The organism is Nitratireductor sp. GCM10026969 (genome assembly GCF_042660605.1).
Taxonomy (GTDB): Bacteria; Pseudomonadota; Alphaproteobacteria; order Rhizobiales; family Rhizobiaceae; genus Chelativorans.
In genome coordinates this window covers 1-13,533 of the sequence record NZ_JBHSUM010000026.1, presented here as the reverse complement: position 1 = coordinate 13,533, position 13,533 = coordinate 1, and the positions used below count along the sequence as shown (strand labels likewise).

At 66.4% G+C, this 13,533-nt stretch carries 17 protein-coding genes and 1 pseudogene; all 18 read right to left on the bottom strand.

Going from position 1 to position 13,533, the window contains the following annotated elements; all coding sequences use genetic code 11:
- Window positions 1-153: 153 nt before the first annotated feature.
- Entirely contained in the window at window positions 154-360 is a 207-nt protein-coding gene (locus tag ACFP9U_RS08455) for a hypothetical protein (RefSeq protein ID WP_378620560.1), read from the bottom strand.
- Window positions 361-383: 23 nt separating this feature from the next.
- The gene (locus ACFP9U_RS08450) at window positions 384-4,316 is read right to left on the bottom strand and encodes a baseplate multidomain protein megatron (protein ID WP_378620558.1); all 3,933 of its coding nucleotides are present in this window, start codon (window positions 4,314-4,316) and stop codon (window positions 384-386) included.
- A gap of 5 nt (window positions 4,317-4,321) precedes the next feature.
- Window positions 4,322-4,756, bottom strand: coding sequence for a peptidase P60 (locus tag ACFP9U_RS08445; protein WP_378620556.1), 435 nt, complete (start codon window positions 4,754-4,756; stop codon window positions 4,322-4,324).
- A gap of 20 nt (window positions 4,757-4,776) precedes the next feature.
- Window positions 4,777-5,664: a DUF2163 domain-containing protein gene (locus ACFP9U_RS08440; RefSeq protein ID WP_378620555.1), complete on the bottom strand. Its 888-nt coding sequence runs from the start codon at window positions 5,662-5,664 to the stop codon at window positions 4,777-4,779.
- Complete coding sequence (locus ACFP9U_RS08435) at window positions 5,664-6,302, bottom strand: TIGR02217 family protein (protein ID WP_378620553.1); 639 nt, start codon at window positions 6,300-6,302, stop codon at window positions 5,664-5,666. Before ACFP9U_RS08435 ends, ACFP9U_RS08440 begins: the two co-directional genes overlap by 1 nt.
- Window positions 6,303-6,320: 18 nt before the next feature.
- The gene (locus tag ACFP9U_RS08430; protein ID WP_378620552.1) at window positions 6,321-6,887 is read right to left on the bottom strand and encodes a phage tail tape measure protein; all 567 of its coding nucleotides are present in this window, start codon (window positions 6,885-6,887) and stop codon (window positions 6,321-6,323) included.
- Complete coding sequence (locus ACFP9U_RS08425; protein WP_378620550.1) at window positions 6,877-7,113, bottom strand: rcc01693 family protein; 237 nt, start codon at window positions 7,111-7,113, stop codon at window positions 6,877-6,879. Before ACFP9U_RS08425 ends, ACFP9U_RS08430 begins: the two co-directional genes overlap by 11 nt.
- Entirely contained in the window at window positions 7,110-7,460 is a 351-nt protein-coding gene (locus tag ACFP9U_RS08420) for a gene transfer agent family protein (protein WP_378620549.1), read from the bottom strand. Before ACFP9U_RS08420 ends, ACFP9U_RS08425 begins: the two co-directional genes overlap by 4 nt.
- Window positions 7,457-7,870, bottom strand: a complete 414-nt coding sequence (locus tag ACFP9U_RS08415; RefSeq protein WP_378620547.1) for a phage major tail protein, TP901-1 family — start codon at window positions 7,868-7,870, stop codon at window positions 7,457-7,459. Before ACFP9U_RS08415 ends, ACFP9U_RS08420 begins: the two co-directional genes overlap by 4 nt.
- Before the next feature lie 55 nt (window positions 7,871-7,925).
- Entirely contained in the window at window positions 7,926-8,333 is a 408-nt protein-coding gene (locus tag ACFP9U_RS08410) for a DUF3168 domain-containing protein (RefSeq protein WP_378620546.1), read from the bottom strand.
- Complete coding sequence (locus tag ACFP9U_RS08405) at window positions 8,314-8,493, bottom strand: hypothetical protein (RefSeq protein WP_378620544.1); 180 nt, start codon at window positions 8,491-8,493, stop codon at window positions 8,314-8,316. Before ACFP9U_RS08405 ends, ACFP9U_RS08410 begins: the two co-directional genes overlap by 20 nt.
- Window positions 8,490-8,825 carry a phage head closure protein gene (locus ACFP9U_RS08400; protein WP_378620542.1) on the bottom strand — a complete coding sequence of 112 codons (336 nt, stop codon included), beginning with the start codon at window positions 8,823-8,825 and terminating at the stop codon, window positions 8,490-8,492. Before ACFP9U_RS08400 ends, ACFP9U_RS08405 begins: the two co-directional genes overlap by 4 nt.
- Window positions 8,825-9,394 (bottom strand): head-tail connector protein, encoded by a 570-nt coding sequence (locus ACFP9U_RS08395; protein ID WP_378620540.1) that lies wholly within the window; start codon window positions 9,392-9,394, stop codon window positions 8,825-8,827. Before ACFP9U_RS08395 ends, ACFP9U_RS08400 begins: the two co-directional genes overlap by 1 nt.
- Window positions 9,395-9,525: 131 nt before the next feature.
- Window positions 9,526-10,785 carry a phage major capsid protein gene (locus ACFP9U_RS08390; protein WP_378620538.1) on the bottom strand — a complete coding sequence of 420 codons (1,260 nt, stop codon included), beginning with the start codon at window positions 10,783-10,785 and terminating at the stop codon, window positions 9,526-9,528.
- Window positions 10,786-10,795: 10 nt separating this feature from the next.
- The gene (locus ACFP9U_RS08385; protein WP_378620589.1) at window positions 10,796-11,452 is read right to left on the bottom strand and encodes an HK97 family phage prohead protease; all 657 of its coding nucleotides are present in this window, start codon (window positions 11,450-11,452) and stop codon (window positions 10,796-10,798) included.
- Window positions 11,453-11,454: 2 nt separating this feature from the next.
- A complete protein-coding gene (locus ACFP9U_RS08380; protein ID WP_378620537.1) occupies window positions 11,455-11,796 on the bottom strand; it encodes a DUF6107 family protein in 342 nt (113 codons plus the stop codon).
- Window positions 11,797-11,891: 95 nt separating this feature from the next.
- Window positions 11,892-13,076, bottom strand: a complete 1,185-nt coding sequence (locus tag ACFP9U_RS08375; RefSeq protein ID WP_378620535.1) for a phage portal protein — start codon at window positions 13,074-13,076, stop codon at window positions 11,892-11,894.
- Between the two features lie 16 nt (window positions 13,077-13,092).
- A pseudogene (locus tag ACFP9U_RS08370) lies at window positions 13,093-13,533 on the bottom strand (ATP-binding protein); the annotation flags it as partial.

Genomic DNA, 13,533 nt, shown 5'->3' with positions numbered 1-13,533 from the left:
AACCGACGCAGCCGAGCCCCATACGAGCAAGGCAAGCCAAAGGGATGTGCGGCGGTTCGATTTCATGTCGCTGATCTAACGTATGACTTCTGAATGTGGGATGAACGGTGTGCGGTCCGCACACGCCACGACTTGCGCATGCGGACCGTTCCGTCAGCCGATACGGCTATCCGCTGTGACGCGACCGACAATCGCCATCAGGCCGGAGATCGCTGTGACCGCCTGCAGTATCATTTCGGAAACCGCCTCGCCGTCCCGTTCCTCCACGGGAAAACCCAACAAGCCTCCCGCCGCCGTGGCCACGGTCACCAGGGAGGCCCAGATGGTGCGGGACAGATACCAGGGTTTCATTGCATTCATCGCAGTCTCCTTTTTGGCCTATTTCATATCTCCGTGCGGATCGTGCGCCGCAGCGCCATACCCGCGCCGGCTGTGGCGCTGACCTGCCTGATCGTGACGTCGATCGCCGGCGGCACTCCCCCGAAATCGGCTTGCATCGTCGTCGCTCCGTAGGTCCATTCCCGGTTCGTGCAATCGACCGTCCGCAGCGCTGCCCCATCCTGGGGGGCGACCTCCACGCGATAGAGCTCGTGCGCCTCACCCATCGGTATATCCCCGGCCATCCAGTTGTCGGCGCCGATGCGTCCGCGCCGTATCCAGGAAAGGTGCAGGTCGCCGTCACGCCAGCTCCCCTTCAGATGAACCGGTGACAACGGCCGCAGCGCCCGCAGGCCGCCCGCCGCCCCGATCAGGACGAACCGCTCGTCCGAATACGCGTAGCCGGCAGGGCCGATGCGCCAGTTGAGGGCAAGCCCCGCCTCCTCCGGCTTGAGGCCGGCGGGCGTCACCGCTTCATCGAGCAGGACGAAAGGCGATCCGGCCTGCGCACCTGCATACAAGGCATCGTTGGTGCCAAGCTGGCCACGCAGCAGTCCGGAAAGTCTCCAGACCGACGGCTCGATCTCCTCGGCCGCCTCGAACTGGAGGATCTCCCACACGCCCGCCTGAGACAGCACTGCGGCCGCATTGGCCCCGTTCAGGATCTGCACGCGCGAGCGGCTTTGAAGCTCGCCGTCGTAGAGGCGCACCAATGCCGTGCCGGCTCGGTCCCAACGGCCTTCGACGACGCTTTCGGGAAGGGGCTCCTGCAATGCCCCCATCACGGCCCTGCGGTCGATGCGAGAGCGCAAGGCAAACCCCGTTTCCTCGGGCGAGGCAAGCACCACCTGGCTTTGCCAGGGGCGGGATCGTGCAGCCACCCGAAACTGCTCGTGCGCCGGTTCCTCCCCCGTGCGCAGCGGCAAGTCCAGCAGAAGCGTGAAGGGCTTGCCCGAACTCAGCTCACCCCCGCCGCCGCCCACGGGCAAATCGGAGCCGCTGGCCGGCGCCGGAGCGGTACGGACGAATCGGCGGGCCTTCACCAGCCTTGCCAACCCCTCCTCGACCTCGGTCACCAGATATTCGGGCGCAGCGGTTCCCGGCAGACGCACGATGCTTCCCGGCTGGAGCCTCTGCTCGGTCGCCGGGATGGAAAACACCGCACTCTCACGTCCGTCCCAGACCCGGCGCAAATAATCGCGCACCAACCCGCCCGCTTCGGAAACCGGCAGCCCTCCCGGAAAGCTCAGAAACTGCGTGCCACTTCCCTTCGCACCCAGATAGTCGACCGCCGCCGTCGCCGACTGGTGATCGTTCAACACGTCGCGGAAGTCCAGATGCGCGAGGGCGGGCAGCGCGTGATCGGGTTGGCGTGTGCGCTCCACCGTCTCACTGTCGCTTGGCACAACAAGTTCATCGAGTTCGAGCGCCTGGCCCGCATCCGTGCCCTCGGTTGCGAAGACAAGCCTCTGTCCGTCGTCACGAACACCGATCCTGAACAGGTTCGTTACGGGTTCCAGCGCCGCGCGGGCCGTCGTCGGAGTGCTGACCACATATCCGGCCAGCGTCCCGTCCGCTCTCGCCGTGTCAGCCGACCCCAGGCCGTGATCTTGCAGGACGGTATCGATCAGCGCGCCGACCGTGATGCCGCTCAGGCGGCCGTTCAACCAGTGCCCGCGCGCCCAGTTCGCACCGTCGGCCCACACCTCGTCTTCGATGGGAAAGGCGGGAAACGGCCGCGCGTCCCAGGCCCAGATGCTGATCTGTGCCACGTCGACCATCGGGCCGTCATAGATCGGCGAAATCGGATTCGCCGCCGGCCCGCCGTCTTCCCAATGCCGATAATGCGCAAGCAACAGCCGGTATTGCGCCAGGTCAGACCGTCCGCCATTGGAGAAATAAGGAACGGCGTTCTCGGACGATTTCGGATCGGGAAAAACGTTCGGTTGGTTCGGTCCCTTGTCCACCGCCGCACAGCCTAGTTCGGTGAAGTGAATGGGCTTCGATTGCGGGATCCACGCGGTTGGTGTCGCCTCTTCCACACCGGCAATCCGGTTGTAGTGCGGGTTCGACCACCATCCAGCCAGGTCCTTGTAACGGAAGACCCAGTGCTTCCCATAGGCACCGTCGCTGATGGGAGAGCGTGCACGTGCAGCCCGGTCCGCCTCGCTTGCATAGTACCAGTCGAAGCCCTCCCCGGATGCAATCGCGCCTTTAAGCCCGTCCGGATCGTATGCGGAGGTGAAACCGTCGGGGTTGCCGCCGTCCACATCGTGGTCGCGCCAGTCGGAGAGCGGCATGTAATTGTCGATGCCGACCGCATCGACAGCCGCATGCGACCACAGGCTGTCGAGATGGAAGAAGATGTCGCCCGAGCCGTCCGCAGGCTGGTGGCCGAAATACTCGCTCCAGTCGGCGCCGTAGGTGATGGTCACCGTGCTTCCGAGGATCGAGCGCACCTCGCCGGCGAGATCCTCCAGGAGTTCGACGAAGGGGAAACGGTTCTCCTCGTCGCGCACCGTCGTCAGCCCGCGCAGCTCGGAGCCGAGCAGGAAGGCGTCCACGCCGCCCGCCGCCGCCGCCAGATGCGCGTAGTGCAAGAGAAAGCGCCGGTAGCTCCACTCCTCCATATCGCCCTGAAACACGATCGTGTCTTCGCCGGGCGCGAATTGTGCGGAGCTTGCGGTTCCCGCCACTACCGCGATCTGCGCGCGCGCGCCGCTCGTCTTGTCCGGCGTGCCCGGCCGGCCGGGCGCCGGATGACAGGTGATACGCCCCCGCCAGGGATAAGCCGGCTGTTCTGAAGCGCCATAGGGGTCCGGCAGACCACTTTCCGGCGGCACGTCCATCATGATGAATGGGTAGAGAGCCACCTTCCATCCACGCCGGCGGATCGCCTGGATCGCCTCCGTCACCGACCGGTCGCTCGGCGTCCCGCCATAGGCGGCCTCTCCCTCGATCCGCGACACGAGATCTGCCTCGGATTTCTCGATGCCGGAAACGCGCCACTCCTGCGTGGTGCCCCACTCGACCCACGGCAACGTCGGCAGGAACGGGGGGCGCGGTGCGGCCTCCCGGGCCACCGTCGGCTTTATACGGCAATGGCCGGCGCGCAGGTCGGTGCCGAACCAGGTGACCACCAGAGAAACGGTCCGCAGGTTCGGGCACACCATCTGCAACTCGTCCAGCGAAGCCTCGAGATCCGTCGCCGCAAGGCGGGTGTGCCGGTTCAGTGTCCGGGTCTCGCCGGGGGTGATCGTCTCCTTCACCACCGTCGACGAAAGGCCGTGCTCGGTCGATCCGGGTATCAGCGCGACGGATCGGATCCGGTGGTTGAGTGCCCCGCCGGGACGCATCACCTCGAACTGGAACTGCGGTATGCGCCGACCATACTGGTCGATCGGCAAGCGCTCGATCACCACATAGGCCGTGCCGCGATAGGCGGGTGCGTTGCCACTGCCCTGCTTGGCCTCGATCAGCGGATCCACCGGCTGGCTTTCCGAACCCGTATGGACGCGTATCTCCACCCGGTCGCGGTCGACTTCCTCACCATCGGCCCAGATGCGCCGCACTCCCGCGATCTCGCCTTTGCAAAGCGCGAAGGCAACATTGGCGTAATAGGAATACTCTGTCACCTTCGGACCGCCCTTGCCGCCCTGCCGACTGGAGGTGCTGCGCTCCTCGAAGCGCGTGGCCCAGATCAGGATCCCGCCGACGCGCATGGTGCCGTACACCCGCGGCAAAGGGGCGCCATCCTCGCCGGTGAAAGGCCTCGCCGCGCTCAGCCTCGGACCCTCGTAGCTCTGCGTGCTGCTGATCAAGGCGCGGTCGATCATGTAGCCCGCGACCGCACCGGCGGCCGAGCCGATCGCCGAGCCGACCGCTCCCAGCGCGCCGCCCAGAAAGGCGCCGGCCGCCTGCAGAACGATTGTCGCCATTCAGTCTATCCTTCCGATGCAGCGGGAAAGGCAAAGACGCCGGCAACGCGCCGGCGCCATTGCGGAACGAGTTGCGAGACGAGCACCGCCCGCCCTTCATAGGCGTGCACGAAGGCCTCCCGGCTCACCAGGATGGCGACGTGTTTTGCCGGCAGATGTGGGCGCCAGCGAAACAGGATCAGCCGTCCCGGTGCGAAGACACGATCGGGACAGGCAACGAAATGCCGGCGCGCGGCCACAAGAAGCCGATCCCCGCCACCTGTTTCCGCCCAGTCCATGCTGTAAGGACCGGGTGCTTCCGGCTCGGCGGCGTAAAGCGCGCGCCATACACCGCGGGCAAGCCCCAGGCAGTCGCACCCTACGCCCTTGCGGCTCGCCTGGTGCCGGTAGGGGGTCCCCACCCACGACAGCGCCTCGGCGACAACACGCTCTGCGGACATGGTTTCCTCGCCGTCCGGTGTCATTCGACCAGTGGCCCGCCGTCGAAACGCTGCCCCTCCATTACGTAGCCATAGGCCGCGTCGTCACCCGGCAGGTGCGGGAAACCGCGAAAGTTCGCGCTGTTGGCAAACTTGTCACGACAGGTCGAAAAGCGCTTGTCGCAACCGGCGACCACGGTGAACGTGTCCCCGGGTGCAACGGGAGCCGCGATGTCCCGCCATAGGTCGAGCACTACGCCGTCGGCTCCCTTGCGATGCGCCGAGACCCGCTCCCGCCGGCCGATCCCGGCACCGGATGTCCAGGTCACGATGCCGTTGCCGAACCACCCGTTTTCGAAGGAGGCCAATCCGTTGACCGTGATGCTGTTGCCGGCAATTGCTTCCAGGACGCCCTCGCCTTTGAACCCGCCGGCCTCGAGATCGACCCGGCAGCGCCCGTCGCCCAGTTCCGCATCGCAGGTCCGCCGGACGGTGCGCCCGTTCGTCTGATCCAGTGCACGCTCGGGGCTCTCCAGTTCGGCGACAAAGCGGCCGTCGCGCCTGGCGATTTGTCCGATGACGGCGCGCCTCAGACGGGCGAATTGCTGCGGATCCTGCCAGTTGACCAACAGTGTCTCCACCGTCGCGCCGTCATAGACACCCGCCATGATATCGGCTTCTTCGATATCGATCGCCGACAGCGCCCCTTCGACATCGACGCTGTCGGCCGCCATGCCCAACGAGCGCCGCGCCTCGGTGGTCGAAAGCCCCGTCTCAGGCGCGAAGACGGTCCCGTCGCAGGTGAGTTTGCGATCATGATCGGTAAAGCCCATCACCGTGCCGTCGGAGCGCCTCAGCCGCCAACAGTGGCAAAGGGTCGTCACCTCGTTCTCGAGGTGCGTGGCCAACGGCCCGTTCAACGTCACCATTACAGGACCTCCACCAGTGGGATGGACGGGATCTGCCCCGCCTGGAAAGCCGTCACGCTCGCCGAGATCCGCTCGGCATCGAAGCGCACCGGCACATCGAACACGAAGCCTGCCGTCACCGCCGCACCGTCCGGCGGGACCGCGGTGTCGTAGAACACCAGTTCACCCGTTCCGGCATCGATCCAGTAATCCTGCGAAATCACCCTTGGCACGCCGGCCACTGCCACAAGCATGCTGTCGGCAACCGGCCGCGTGATGCGCCGCTGGTAACCATCCGCCCCTTCGCCGTAGGTCTTCGCCAGCGCGAAACGCTTCTCCTGCCCGTCGCCCGTGCCGATCGGCTGATCGAAGGGCGTCGGCTCCATATGCGGCGGGCAGGATTTCATGTCGAAGGGATCGCGAAACCGGAACGCATGCAGCGACCCGCGGCGCGCCTCGAAGAAGGCCATCACCGCATAGAGGTCTTCGAGGGAGCGCACGCCCGTGCCTGCGTCGTAGTAGCGCCGCGATCGGCGCATGCGGGCGTTGCGCTTTTCCTGTCCCGAAGTCAGTTGCACGATCTCGTTGCGCCGCTCCGGTCCGCCGGTGGCCCCGAAGGAGATCCCCAGCGGAAAGCGAACGTCATGAAAACTCTCCATTGCGATCCAATCCCGCCGTCAAAGCGTTCGCGCGCCGCGCGAGACAGCACGCGCCAGCATTCCGGTGATCTGCGCCTCCGACTTGCGGAACGATGCCGCATCGGGCGTCGTGACATTGAAAACGACCTGCGTGCCGCCGCCGCCTCCGCCACTCGCGGCCACGCCGAGACGTCCGTCGGGCGAGCGCTGCAGGGGCAGGATTGCCTCCGCCCCCGCCTCCCCCATCAAGCCGATATTGCGCCCGGCGGGAAAATAGGTCGGCGCGGAGACCACACCGCCGCTCGCGAAGGGAACGATACCCCCCTTGGCGAATGGGACGATGCTGGACATCCCGCCGAGGATTCCGCTGATGAGGCTGTTGCCGAGGCTCTGCAGCGGCGCCAATCCCTGGTTCAGGGCCATCCCGGCCAGATTGAGCCCGATCCGGCGCAGGATATCCTCCAGCGACTTGCCGCTGACGACGGCACTCTTGAGCGCCCCCGTCAGTTGCGTGCCGAAGCTCGAGGACAGTTCCCCCAGGTTCTCAAGGGCTGTCTCGAACGGTGCCGTATCGGCGACGATCGGCACGCGCACTTCATCCGTCATTCGATTTCTCCGGATTGTTGGAATCGGGGAACAGCCGCATGAGCCGGGCCAGCTCGTTCCGTCCCGGCGCATGGCCGCCCGCCAGGCCGAGCGCGTTGAGTGCCGCCGAAAATTCCAGCGGCGTCATTGTCCAGAAGGATGCGGGGCTCAGCCGCAGCAGACCAAAGGCAGCCCCCATCACCTCGTTCCAGGGAAAGGGTGCCCGCGCGCCCGCTGCGGCATTCAAGGGTTTTCCTGCCCGTCTCCCCCTGCTTTTTCCTGCGCCCCGAATGTGACCGACAGCAGTTCACCCACCAGCCGGGCAAAACCGGCCGCGCCGCCCTCGCACCGCATGGCGCGAACCGCATCATCGCTGATCTCATGCCCTCCGCCGCGCAACCCCGCGGCGATGATCGCGGTCATGTCGCGGGCCGATAGCCGGCCACTGGAAAAGCGCTGCGCGAGGCTGTTGAGATCCTCGGCCGCAAAGGCCGCCTCCAGTTCCGCCAGAGCACCCAACGTCAGGCACATCCGATAATCCTGCCCGTCGAGTCGTGCCGCGACCTCGCCGCGTCGCCTGTTCACGCCCATCACACCTCCTCGAAGCCGATCGGCCCGGCCGATTCCAGGGCAAGCTCGAAGGTCACCTCGCCATCATGGCTGCCAGAATATTCGAGTGCCGTGATCTGGAAGCTGCCGGAGACCCTGCCGAAGTCTGGTATGGCGAGTTGCCACTGGGCGATCTCTCCGGCGAAGAACCGGGCGCGGATCGCCGCGTCCGACTGCGCATCCTTGAAAATCCCGGATCCGCTGATCGATGCCCGCTGAACCCCGCTGCCGGCCAGCAGCTCGCGCCAACGTCCCACCGATTCCGCATCGGTGATGTCCACCGTCTCGCTGTTGAATGCCAGCCGCTTCGTCCGCAGCCCGGCCACGGTGACGAAACTTCCCTGCCCGCCCGCGTCCAGCTTGAGGAGCAGGTCCTTACCCTTCTGCGCGACCATTCACGGTCTCCATGCCATGTTGAAGAATGAAATCGTCCGATGCCGAGGTAGCCTGCTAAGGTGCTTCGACCACTGCCCGAAAGTGCAGCGTCCCCTGATAGGCGCTGAGGTCCTCGTCATAGCGTGCTTGTGCGGAATCGAGCCGTAGATTGACGAGATGGTGCCCCGAAAGGGCCAGATCACGGCCATGCAGGACGGTCCGCACCAGTTCCATCAACTCCAGCGCCTCCCGGCGCCCCTTGTGTTTCGACCAGACGTGCAGCGAAAAGAAATGCTCGCTGCCGCTCTCCGTCCCGGTACTCCAGTCGTAGGCGCTGGCGCGTCCGAAGGTGACGTACGGAAAGCCGAGCCCGGCCGGCGTGACGTCGTGGAACCGGGGGCCGCCGAGTGCCGCGACCAGAGCCGGCTCCTGCTTCAGCGCGGCGAACACGGCCTCCTGCAGGTCAAGCGTGGCGGCTGTCATGCCGGCCTCCTCCCTTGCGCGCTGCATCTTCCCGGCTTGGGTCCATCGCGTTCACGTTCCTATCCGCTGCCCCGCCCTCAACGGCGTCTGCGACCTGATGCACCTTCATACGCATGGCGCGCACCAGCCCGTCGAGCGTCAACCGCATGGTGACTTTCATCGCCCTTCCTCCCGCACGCGGCAGATCAGGTAGCGCCCGGTCTCGTCCGCGTCGTGCACATTGATGATCCGCAGCGCGCGCCCTTTCTTCAGGAAGCGCATGCCACTTCGGACGTCGCCGCGAAAACGCAGGATGACGCGATGGGTAACCCTCTCATGCGCCTGGCCGGCGCCGAAGGCGCTCTGTGCCGAGACGGGTTCAACCTGCGCGAAGACCGTCGCCACCTCTTCCCAGGTCTCGGTGTGGCCGCCGGCCCCATCCTCGTTCGTCACTGCCTCCTGCAGCACGAGCTCGCTGCGCAGTTGCCCCGGATCGATAAACAGCCTCCGCATCACAGCCTCGGCGCGCGATAGGCGGCGATCAGCCGCCGATAGGAGTCGGGAATGGAAACGGGCTGCGCGTCGGCACCGAAAGCGCCCCGGAACTCGTACCAATGCGCGACCAGGATCAGGAGCGCACGTTTCAGCAGATCCGGCACATCCGTCCCGGATTCTCCGAAACCGGCCGTGAAGTCGATCTCGATCCCGTTCAGCGTCGCGCCCGGCTCGGAAGGATTGGCAAGGAAAAGCCGCGCGGGCGACGACAGGGGATCGAATTCGTAATGCGCCGGCGAAAGGACGGACGCCCCGCCGTCACCATCGAAGATTGTGACGGACAGAACCTCGCGCAGCGGGGTGCGCCGGAGGAGAACACGTCCGTCCCGGGGCCAGCGGTCGAGTGCCAGCCGCCAGGACTGTTCGATCAGCGCCAGCCCGATCGAGCGCTCCACCTCTTCGCGCGCGGCCCGTATCAGGCCGGAGAGCAAGGTGTCCTCGCTGTCATGGTCAATGCGCAGATGCGCCTTGGCCTCCGCCGGCGAGATTGGCTCGACGGCGGGTTCGACCGTTCGAAACAGCGTCATGAATATCTCTCTTTGGGAAAAATCCGACAAGGACGGCCCCGGCGGGAGGAACCGGGGCCGTCGCGGCCCGACCGGCCAGCGACGACGAGGTATGCTTGTCGCCGATCTGCGGTCGGATCGGCAGCGCCGCGTTACGCGGCGACCTTCAGAAGCTTGATCGCCTCGAAGTTCTGGATGCCGCCGCCGACGCGCTTGGTGGTGTAGAAGAGAACGTAAGGCTTGGCGGAATAGGGATCGCGCAGCACCCGCACGCCGGTGCGGTCGACCACCAGATAGCCGCGTCCGAAATCGCCGAAGGCGATCGGCGTGGCATCGGCTGTGATATCCGGCATGTCTTCGGCTTCGACGACGGGGAACCCGGCCAGCATGGCGCGGCTGCCGGGTGTTGCCGGCGGCTGCCAGAGATAGTTGCCGTCCGCGTCCTTCAGCTTGCGCAAGGAGGCCTGGGTCTTGCGGTTCATCAGCCAGCTTGCGTTCTGCCGGTAGCCGGCCTTGAGCGCGTAGACCAGATCGATCAGAAGATCCGACGGCGCCGTCGCCGGCAGGTCGTCGGCAGCGCCCGTCGCCACATAGCCGACATTGCCCCAGTTCCACGAACCGTCCGCCACCTGCGGGTAATCGAGGAAGCCGCGCGGCTTGTTGGCACCGTCGCCATTGACGAAGGCGGCTCCTTCCTGCTCGGCGAAGGCCGTCTCGATCTCTCCGGCGATCCAGCTGTCGAGGTCGACCACGCTGTCCTCGAGCAGCGCCGCCGTAGCCGCCGGCATCGCGTAAAGTTCAGCCGTCGGAAAGGAAAGCTCGTCAAGGGTGCTGCTTGCCGTTTCCGGCCGTGCCGCCGTCTCGCCCACCCAGCCGGTCGCCGGCCCGGTGATAGCGAACGGCTTCTTCAGAACGGCCGTGGAAACCTGGCGCACCGAGGCGATCGAGCGGATGGGCGAAAGGGCGGCAAGCCGTTTGCCGATTGCGGCTTCCGTCTCTTCCGGCACGAGATAGCCGCCGTCCTGGCCGGAGCCGTAGGACATGGCCTTCTCCTCGAGCCCGCGAAGATGCCGCTCGTCGCCGGTACGGATGTAGCTCTCGAACGCCTCCTTGTGCTCGAGGCTCTCCAAGGCGCCTAAACCGCCCTCGCGCCCGCCGAGTGCCGGCCGGGCCTTCTTCAGCACCAGCCGGTCGAGCATGCGCTTTTGCTCGTCGATGGCCGCGGAAATGCGCTCGACCTTCTCCGCCGTCACCGGATCGCTCGCCGAGCGCCGCTCGACCTCGTTCAACCGCTCGTCATTGGCCTGCTTGAAGGCCTCGAAAGAGGTCATGAAATCCTCGAAGGCGCCGGTCACATCGGCACCTCCGGCAGATTTGACTTCCAGGGCGCTCTTGTTTGTCGTTTTCGTCATCGTGTCATCCTCATTGGAAAAGTCTGGCCGCCCGGCGGATGGTCGCCGCCAGGCGTTCCGGCGTTCCCGGCGCGGCGTCCCGCTCGCGCACGAGATGAGCGAAGCCGCGCGCAATCACCGTCTTGGCCTCGCCTCGCGTCAGCCCCGCATCCCGCGTCAGCCAACGCTCGAATTCCCGCGGGCTCGGCAGCCCCTTGACCCTGTCCACCCGCGCCTCCGGCAGCATGGGAAACGTCACGACGGATATCTCCCACAGATCAGCCGCCTTGATGCGGCGCACACCCGTGCGCGGCTCGTTCACCGCCCGCACGGTCCGAAAGCCGATGGAAAGTCCGTCCAGCGCTCCGTCGCGCATCAGCTCCAGCACCTCGCGCGCTCTGGCGACCCCGGTCGCCAGCTTGCCCCGTACGAACAGGCCACGCGCATCCTCGCGGATCTCTTGCCAGGCGCCGATCGGCTGGTTTGGATCATGTTGGAAAAGCATGCGGATGCCACCCGCCCCGCGCTTTGCAAGAGAGTCGGCAAAGGCACCCCGCTCCACCATGTCGCGTCCCAGGTCCACCCGGCCGAACAGGCTCGCATAGCCGGAAAACGTCCCGTCGCTTTCCACGGCCTCCACCTCGAGCCCGGCAAATTTGCGCTCCGTCGGCCCGGCGGCGATCTTCATCCTCATTCGCTGTCTTCCCTTGCTTGATCATCGTGGGCGCGCCCGGCACCGGACAGCAGCCGCATGACGAAACCGATCGCGCTCCAGGCGCACAGGCTCGCCGCTGCCGATCCCATCAGCACAAGCTCCCCCGGTGCCAGACGCTCGGCGATATCGAGCTCGGTGGCGATCTTCAGTCCCGCCGCGCTGCCGAAGACGACGCCGCAGACAACGCCCACCGCAAAGCGCAAAGCCGCCTCCCTGCGCCCCGACGGCAGCAGATAGGCGAGCGAAATCGCCGACCCGGCAACCGCGCCGAAGGTCTTGGCGGCCCAAAGCCCGGCCGCCTCGGAAAATCCGTTCATGTTGGGTGATCCTCGTCCCGGTGAGCTTTGCAGCCGCCATCCTGGCTGCCCCGAATTCACGGCGTGGTCGCCCCGCGTTCATGACCGCGAGAGTCTCACCTTTGCTTCGCAGGTCCGTAACCCACGGCTTCGCGCTTCTCGTCATCACTGAGAAAGGTGGCGTCGTTTACGCGCCGCCAGAACGCCTCGCGCTCCACCGAGAGCCCTTCCACCTGATCGAGGTCGACCCACAGCCGCACCGCGCCGCCGAAACGCGAGCCGAGAAAGGCGCCCAGCTCTTTGGCGACCCGCCCGACCAGCGGCAGGATGGTGAGGCGGTAGAAGGCGCGGTTCGCCTCCTGGTAATTCGCATAGGTGTTGTCGCCCGGAATGCCGAGCAGCATGGGCGGCACGCCGAGCGCCAGTGCGATATCGCGCGCCGCGCCGTTCCTGGCCTCCATGAAATCCATGTCCCGGGGCGAGAGGCTCATCGCCTTCCAGTCGAGCCCGCCCTCCAACAGCAGCGGCCGTCCTGCCCGCGCCGTACCGGCATAGCCCTGTTCAAGCTCGGCCTTCAGCCGGTCGAACTGTTCGTCCGTCAGGTTGCCGCCCTCCTTGGGCGCATAGACCAGGGCGCCCGAGGGTCGGGCGGAATTATCGAGCAGCGCCTTGTTCCAGCGCGCCGCAGCGTTGTGGACGTCGAGCGCCGTGAGCGCGGCCGAGAGCGGTGCGAAGCCGTAATGATCGTCGAGCGGGTGAAACAGCGTCAGATGCAGCCCCGCCCCGTCCTCTTCCAGCGAGACCCGCCGCTTAGCGCTGCCGGCGCGGTGCTCGAGCGCCACCGGCCAACCGGTACCGTCGGCGATCACTGTCACCCTGTCGGGCCGCAACAGGTGCATCTCGCGCGCGCCCGTCCCGGCTTCCACCAGTTCCACATAGGCGTTGCCGGAAAGAAGCAGATGCCCGTAAAGCGCCTCCATGAAGCTCGGCCCCGCCTGCCGTGTGTTGGGCCGCGCCAGCAGGTCGAGAAGCGGGTGCGCGTCCAGCTCCGCCTCGCCCTCATAGGCGAGCCACGGGACGGCGGCCGCGGCTTCGACGATCATGCGCAGCGCACGATGGGCCACCGGATTGCGAATGAAACCCTCACGCGCCAGCGCGCCGTAGTCGCGCCGCGACCATGCAGCCTCGCCCTGCAGATGCATTGCCACGAAGCCGTAACCGCCGGCCTCCTTCTTCTCATGCTTCTCATGGGACGCGGTTCTCCCTCCCGGGCGCTGTGCCCAGGGCCATCTCAAAGCCATATGCCGTTCCTGTCGGTTAAAGGAGATCGCGGACACGCGGCTCGCCCGCGCGTCCAAGCATCAGTTCCGTCACTGCCCAGACCAGCGCGTTCACCCGGTCGGGTGAGCGCCCGCCGGACAGCCCGTCGGTGCCGAAATCGCACATCTCGTCCTCCAGCGCGGGAAAGCGTTGCGCGTGGCGTACACGCCCCTGTGCGTAGAGCGCCGCCACCGGCTCGGCGCGCAGCCACTTGCCGCGGCTTGCCCGGACCGGCTTCACCGGCACGCCGGGATTCACCGTCGCGATCACGCTGCCCACCATGTCGCCACCCTGGTTCACCTCTGCGATGAGCGCATCGGCCTCAAAGCGGTGGAAGAGCGCCACCGCCCGGGCCGCCCACGCTTCCGGCCTGGCGGCGCGCATGGTTCCGTCGTGCAGAACCCATCCGATCCCGTTCTCGTCCAGCCCCGCGACCAC

Coding starts and splice junctions, on each gene's coding strand:
- ACFP9U_RS08445 (WP_378620556.1), bottom strand. CDS start 4,756: ATGTCCGCAGAGCGTGTTGTCGCCGAGGCGCTGTCGTGGGTGGGGACC.
- ACFP9U_RS08410 (WP_378620546.1), bottom strand. CDS start 8,333: ATGACAGCCGCCACGCTTGACCTGCAGGAGGCCGTGTTCGCCGCGCTG.
- ACFP9U_RS08395 (WP_378620540.1), bottom strand. CDS start 9,394: ATGACGCTGTTTCGAACGGTCGAACCCGCCGTCGAGCCAATCTCGCCG.
- ACFP9U_RS08390 (WP_378620538.1), bottom strand. CDS start 10,785: ATGACGAAAACGACAAACAAGAGCGCCCTGGAAGTCAAATCTGCCGGA.
- ACFP9U_RS08430 (WP_378620552.1), bottom strand. CDS start 6,887: ATGACGGATGAAGTGCGCGTGCCGATCGTCGCCGATACGGCACCGTTC.
- ACFP9U_RS08375 (WP_378620535.1), bottom strand. CDS start 13,076: ATGGCTTTGAGATGGCCCTGGGCACAGCGCCCGGGAGGGAGAACCGCG.
- ACFP9U_RS08415 (WP_378620547.1), bottom strand. CDS start 7,870: ATGGTCGCGCAGAAGGGTAAGGACCTGCTCCTCAAGCTGGACGCGGGC.
- ACFP9U_RS08380 (WP_378620537.1), bottom strand. CDS start 11,796: ATGAACGGATTTTCCGAGGCGGCCGGGCTTTGGGCCGCCAAGACCTTC.
- ACFP9U_RS08435 (WP_378620553.1), bottom strand. CDS start 6,302: ATGGAGAGTTTTCATGACGTTCGCTTTCCGCTGGGGATCTCCTTCGGG.
- ACFP9U_RS08450 (WP_378620558.1), bottom strand. CDS start 4,316: ATGGCGACAATCGTTCTGCAGGCGGCCGGCGCCTTTCTGGGCGGCGCG.
- ACFP9U_RS08405 (WP_378620544.1), bottom strand. CDS start 8,493: ATGAAAGTCACCATGCGGTTGACGCTCGACGGGCTGGTGCGCGCCATG.
- ACFP9U_RS08455 (WP_378620560.1), bottom strand. CDS start 360: ATGAATGCAATGAAACCCTGGTATCTGTCCCGCACCATCTGGGCCTCC.
- ACFP9U_RS08400 (WP_378620542.1), bottom strand. CDS start 8,825: ATGCGGAGGCTGTTTATCGATCCGGGGCAACTGCGCAGCGAGCTCGTG.
- ACFP9U_RS08385 (WP_378620589.1), bottom strand. CDS start 11,452: ATGAAGATCGCCGCCGGGCCGACGGAGCGCAAATTTGCCGGGCTCGAG.
- ACFP9U_RS08440 (WP_378620555.1), bottom strand. CDS start 5,664: ATGGTGACGTTGAACGGGCCGTTGGCCACGCACCTCGAGAACGAGGTG.